The 4,110-nt window shown below is 61.0% G+C and carries 7 protein-coding genes; 4 read left to right on the top strand and 3 right to left on the bottom strand.

Features of this window, described 5'->3' with window-relative positions; all coding sequences use genetic code 11:
* The 4 genes from AC4GMC_RS17400 to AC4GMC_RS17385 form a co-directional block, all read left to right on the top strand.
* Positions 1 to 476: ABC transporter substrate-binding protein (locus AC4GMC_RS17400; RefSeq protein WP_487879473.1), on the top strand; the 476-nt coding region annotated here is incomplete at its 5' end.
* Complete coding sequence (locus tag AC4GMC_RS17395) at positions 473 to 1,165, top strand: TenA family protein (protein ID WP_487878094.1); 693 nt, start codon at positions 473 to 475, stop codon at positions 1,163 to 1,165. The genes AC4GMC_RS17400 and AC4GMC_RS17395, both read left to right, overlap by 4 nt.
* The gene (locus AC4GMC_RS17390) at positions 1,162 to 1,905 is read left to right on the top strand and encodes an ABC transporter ATP-binding protein (protein WP_487878095.1); all 744 of its coding nucleotides are present in this window, start codon (positions 1,162 to 1,164) and stop codon (positions 1,903 to 1,905) included. Before AC4GMC_RS17395 ends, AC4GMC_RS17390 begins: the two co-directional genes overlap by 4 nt.
* A complete protein-coding gene (locus AC4GMC_RS17385) occupies positions 1,902 to 2,651 on the top strand; it encodes an ABC transporter permease (protein WP_487878096.1) in 750 nt (249 codons plus the stop codon). The genes AC4GMC_RS17390 and AC4GMC_RS17385 overlap by 4 nt, the downstream gene beginning before the upstream one ends.
* On the opposite strand, the gene AC4GMC_RS17380 is transcribed toward AC4GMC_RS17385, so the two are convergent.
* From AC4GMC_RS17380 to AC4GMC_RS17370, 3 genes are all read right to left on the bottom strand, one after another.
* Entirely contained in the window at positions 2,648 to 3,070 is a 423-nt protein-coding gene (locus tag AC4GMC_RS17380; protein ID WP_487876128.1) for a CoA-binding protein, read from the bottom strand. The genes AC4GMC_RS17385 and AC4GMC_RS17380 overlap by 4 nt on opposite strands.
* A gap of 189 nt (positions 3,071 to 3,259) precedes the next feature.
* Positions 3,260 to 3,559 (bottom strand): hypothetical protein, encoded by a 300-nt coding sequence (locus AC4GMC_RS17375; RefSeq protein ID WP_487876127.1) that lies wholly within the window; start codon positions 3,557 to 3,559, stop codon positions 3,260 to 3,262.
* Between the two features lies 1 nt (position 3,560).
* A partial coding sequence (locus AC4GMC_RS17370) for a TrmH family RNA methyltransferase (RefSeq protein ID WP_487879474.1) occupies positions 3,561 to 4,110 on the bottom strand: 550 nt, incomplete at its 5' end.

Genomic DNA, 4,110 nt, shown 5'->3' with positions numbered 1-4,110 from the left:
TGGTCAATGTGAACTGGTCGCTGTCACCCTCGCTGATGTCGGGTCAGGTGGATGCGGTACTGGGTGCCTACCGGAACTTTGAACTGAACCAGATGGACATCGAAGGTGTGGCGGGCCGCTGTTTTGCCGTTGAGGAAATCGGGCTGCCTGCCTACGACGAGCTGATCTTTGTAGCCAATCCCGACACGATGGACGCAGACAAAATCACCCGCTTTTTGGGCGCCGTAGAGAAAGCCACGCAGTACATCGTCAACCACCCCGAGGCCGCATGGGATATTTTCCGCAGCACATCCAAAGAGTTGGACGATGAACTTAACGCACGCGCATGGGTCGATACACTGCCCCGCTTTGCCACTCGCCCCCAAGCCATGAGCGCGGGCCGCTACGCCACGTATGAGCAATTCTTGTTCGACGCAGGCCTGATCCCCAGCGTGAACCCTGTGTCCAAGCTGGCCATCGACGTGACTGCGCAATGACACCAGATTACGGCAAAACCTTTGAACACTGGCGCGCAGGCGCCAGTAACACCCCCGATGCGCCATGGCCCCAATACACCCGGCACGCCTTTGTCGAAGGGCTACGGGATGGGTCCCTGCCAAGGGCCGCTTTCCTGCGCTATCTCGTGCAGGACTATGTGTTCTTGGTGCACTTTGCGCGGGCGTGGTCGCTCGGCGTGGTCAAATCCGAAACCCTCGAAGAAATGACTGTCTGTACGAATACTGTTGACGGGCTGGTCAATTACGAGATGGCTTTGCACGTCAAAACCTGTGCCGCCGAGGGCATTTCGGAGGACACCCTGTTCAACGCCACCGAGGCGACCGAGAACATCGCCTATACCCGCTACGTCATGGACGCGGGCCTACAGGGGGATTTCCTCGACCTGATGGCGGCACTGGCGCCGTGCGTGATGGGCTATGGTGAAATCGGCCTGCGGCTTAAGGCAGAGGCCGCCCCCAACACGCCCTATTCTGATTGGATCGACACCTATTCGGGAGCCGAATACCAAGGCATCTGCACAACGGTGGGCGGGATGTTGGACGCCGCCGTTGCACGGCGTTTGGGCACACTGGACGCGAGCCCCCGCGCCGACGCGCTCCAAGAGCGGTTCACAACAGCCACCCGGCTTGAGGTTGGTTTTTGGGGCATGGGATTGCGCAACGAATGACATCGCCCCCCGATACCACGGCCCCCGGCATCAGGCTTTGCGGCAGGCATAGCATCGCGAACAGCGTGCTGTTCGACGCGGATATCGCGTTGGGTGCTGCCGAATGGACCTGTTTGCTGGGGCCGTCGGGGGTGGGAAAATCCACGGTTCTGCGCCTGATTGCGGGCCTCGATACTGGGGGGGGGTTTGACGGCGCCATCACCGCAACCGACGGCGCCCCCATTGAAGGGCGACTTGGGTATATGGCGCAATCGGATCTGTTGATGCCGTGGCTGTCGGTCATGGATAACGTCGTGATCGGTGCAAAGCTGCGCAGTGAGGCACCGGACCATGCCCGCGCCCGTACCCTATTGGACCGCGTGGGTCTACGCGCCCATGCACACAAAACGCCTGCCGCTTTGTCTGGGGGCATGCGCCAGCGCGCAGCCCTTGCTCGCGTCCTAATGGAGGACCGCCCTATCGTCCTACTGGATGAGCCGTTCTCGGCTCTTGATGCCGGAACCCGCGCGGATATGCAGGAACTTGCGGCCGAGGTATTGCACGGCAAAACCGTGCTGCTCGTGACCCATGATCCAGCAGAGGCCGCGCGCCTTGGCCATCAAATCCTAGTGATGTCCGCGCAGGGGGCCATGCCTTGGCCCGCCCCCACAACGCCCCCGATCCGCGCCATCGAAGCCCCAGACACCCTCGCCTGCCAATCCGCACTCTTGGCCCATCTGCGAGAGGTGCAAGCCGCATGAGAAAGCGTGATATACTGGCCGCCCTCGGCGTAGGTCTTGGGTTATGGCAGGCGCTTGTCTGGATCACCGGCGCGCCCCACTTCATCCTGCCATCGCCCCTTCGCGTAGCGAACGCCCTGATCCACAGCCGTGAGGTGATCGCGGAAAACGCGCTTGTGACCCTCCAAGAGATCATTGCGGGCCTGATCCTTGGCACCCTTTTGGGCGTGGCTACGGCAATCCAACTGACACTGTCCAAAACGGCGGAACGATTGATGCTGCCGATCCTTGTATTCACCCAAGCTGTTCCGGTCTTTGCCCTTGCGCCGGTCCTAACGCTTTGGTTCGGCTATGGAATGGCCTCAAAGATCGTGATGACGGTCTTGATCATCTATTTTCCCGTTACGTCGGCCTTTCACGATGGCCTGACACGGGTTGACCGCGGGCTACTGGATCAGGCCAAGATAATGGGCGCGCGACCTTTGCAGACGCTTTTGCGGATACAAGTGCCCCACGCCCTGCCCTCACTTGGCACGGGCCTGCGGCTAGCGGCGGTCTATGCCCCCATCGGCGCGGTGATTGGGGAATGGGTCGGGGCGTCCAAGGGCCTTGGCTACTTGATGCTACTGGCGAATGGTCGGGCCAAGATCGACCTGATGTTCGCCAGCCTCATCGTGCTGGCCTGCCTAACGGTGCTGCTACACACAGCCATTGGGGTGCTTTCGCGGCAATTGGTGGCCTATTCCGAAGGCCGCCGTCTGCGTTAGAACAACCGGCGGTATTCGATGACGGGGCAGCGGTCTTGAATAACCATCAACCCTGCGGCACGGGCGCGGGACGCGGCCTCCTCATGTATAACATCAAGCTGCGTCCAGATCACTTTGACCGATGGCATCTGCGTGATCACCGTCTCAACGATTTCGGGCAAAGCGTCGCTTTGGCGAAAAACATCCACCATATCGACCGACCCGGGCACGTCCTCTAGACGGGCGACGATGGGCTGGCCAAATAGCGGCGTGCCCGCATGGCCAGGGTTCACCCCCACAACATGGTGACCGCGCTCTGCCAGCATCTGGCCCACGGAATGGCTGGCCCGCGCAGGATTGAGGGACGCCCCCACAAGGGCGATGCGGCGCGGGGCAGCCAGCAGATCATAAATCTCGGCGTCTGAGGGATTATCTAACATGGCGCGACCGTCCCAAAAAAAAGCCCGACACGCAAGCATCGGGCGAAAAGGTGCGGAACGAGGGACAGTGAAGGTGTGACGAGCGTTCCAGTCTCGTCGCTTCATGACTGATAGATAGGCACCCAGGGCCTAGTTTAAAGGTTTGGCTCACGCAGCCGTGATCGTACCCGCCCCTCAAGCGCCTATGTGTCAGTCAAACACGTCCTCGACCACATCCCAAACCTCCTCCAGTGCTTTGCGCCACAGAGGTTTGCTTTTCTTGGGTTTCTTTCGCTTTTTACCAGACGGGCTAAAGCCCGGCGTTGGTTTGGGCACTGACGGCTTTTTCCGCGATGCCCCCACCTGAGGATCAAGTGGCATTGCCTTCATGTTGTGCAGGGGCGCGCCGCACGCACCGCAGGCCAGCTCATGCCCGTCACGTGCCGTGGGGCGCAGCGCGGTACGCCGCCCACAGTAACAACACGTGGCGAGTTTGATCTGATGGGGCATGCTAGCTTCCTTGTGTGCCCAATGCATATAGGGACACGGCCGCCGCATTTGAAACGTTCAAAGAACCAAAACCGCCAGCCGGGTCGATCCGTACCAGATAATCGCAGAGCGACTTGGTCCGGTCCCGCAGGCCGGGACCTTCGGCCCCTAACGCAATCGCAACAGGCCGGTCAGACATTTGTGGCGCAAGGTCCGTCAGTGTTTCGGGCGCTTCGCCGTCCATGCCGATGATGGTATAGCCCAGGTCCTTGAGAGCCTCCATCGCATCGCCCAGATTGCCTATTCGCAAATACGGCTGACGTTCGAGCGCGCCTGACGCCGTTTTCGCCAAAGCCCCGGTTTCGGGGGCTGAATGGCGTGACGGTGCGATAACCGCGCGCGCGCCAAACACTTCAGCCGAGCGTAGGATCGCACCCACGTTGTGCGGATCGGACACCCGGTCCAGCAGCACAACGCGTGGGGATTGCCCCGCACCGGGGCGGCACACATCACGCAGCGCGCCCCAATCCAGCGCCTTGACCTCTAGGGCCGCACCTTGGTGCACCGAGCCG

This window comes from Thalassobacter sp. (assembly GCF_982993085.1).
Note: the sequence above shows the minus strand (reverse complement) of the source record. Positions and strands in the feature narration are given on the sequence as shown.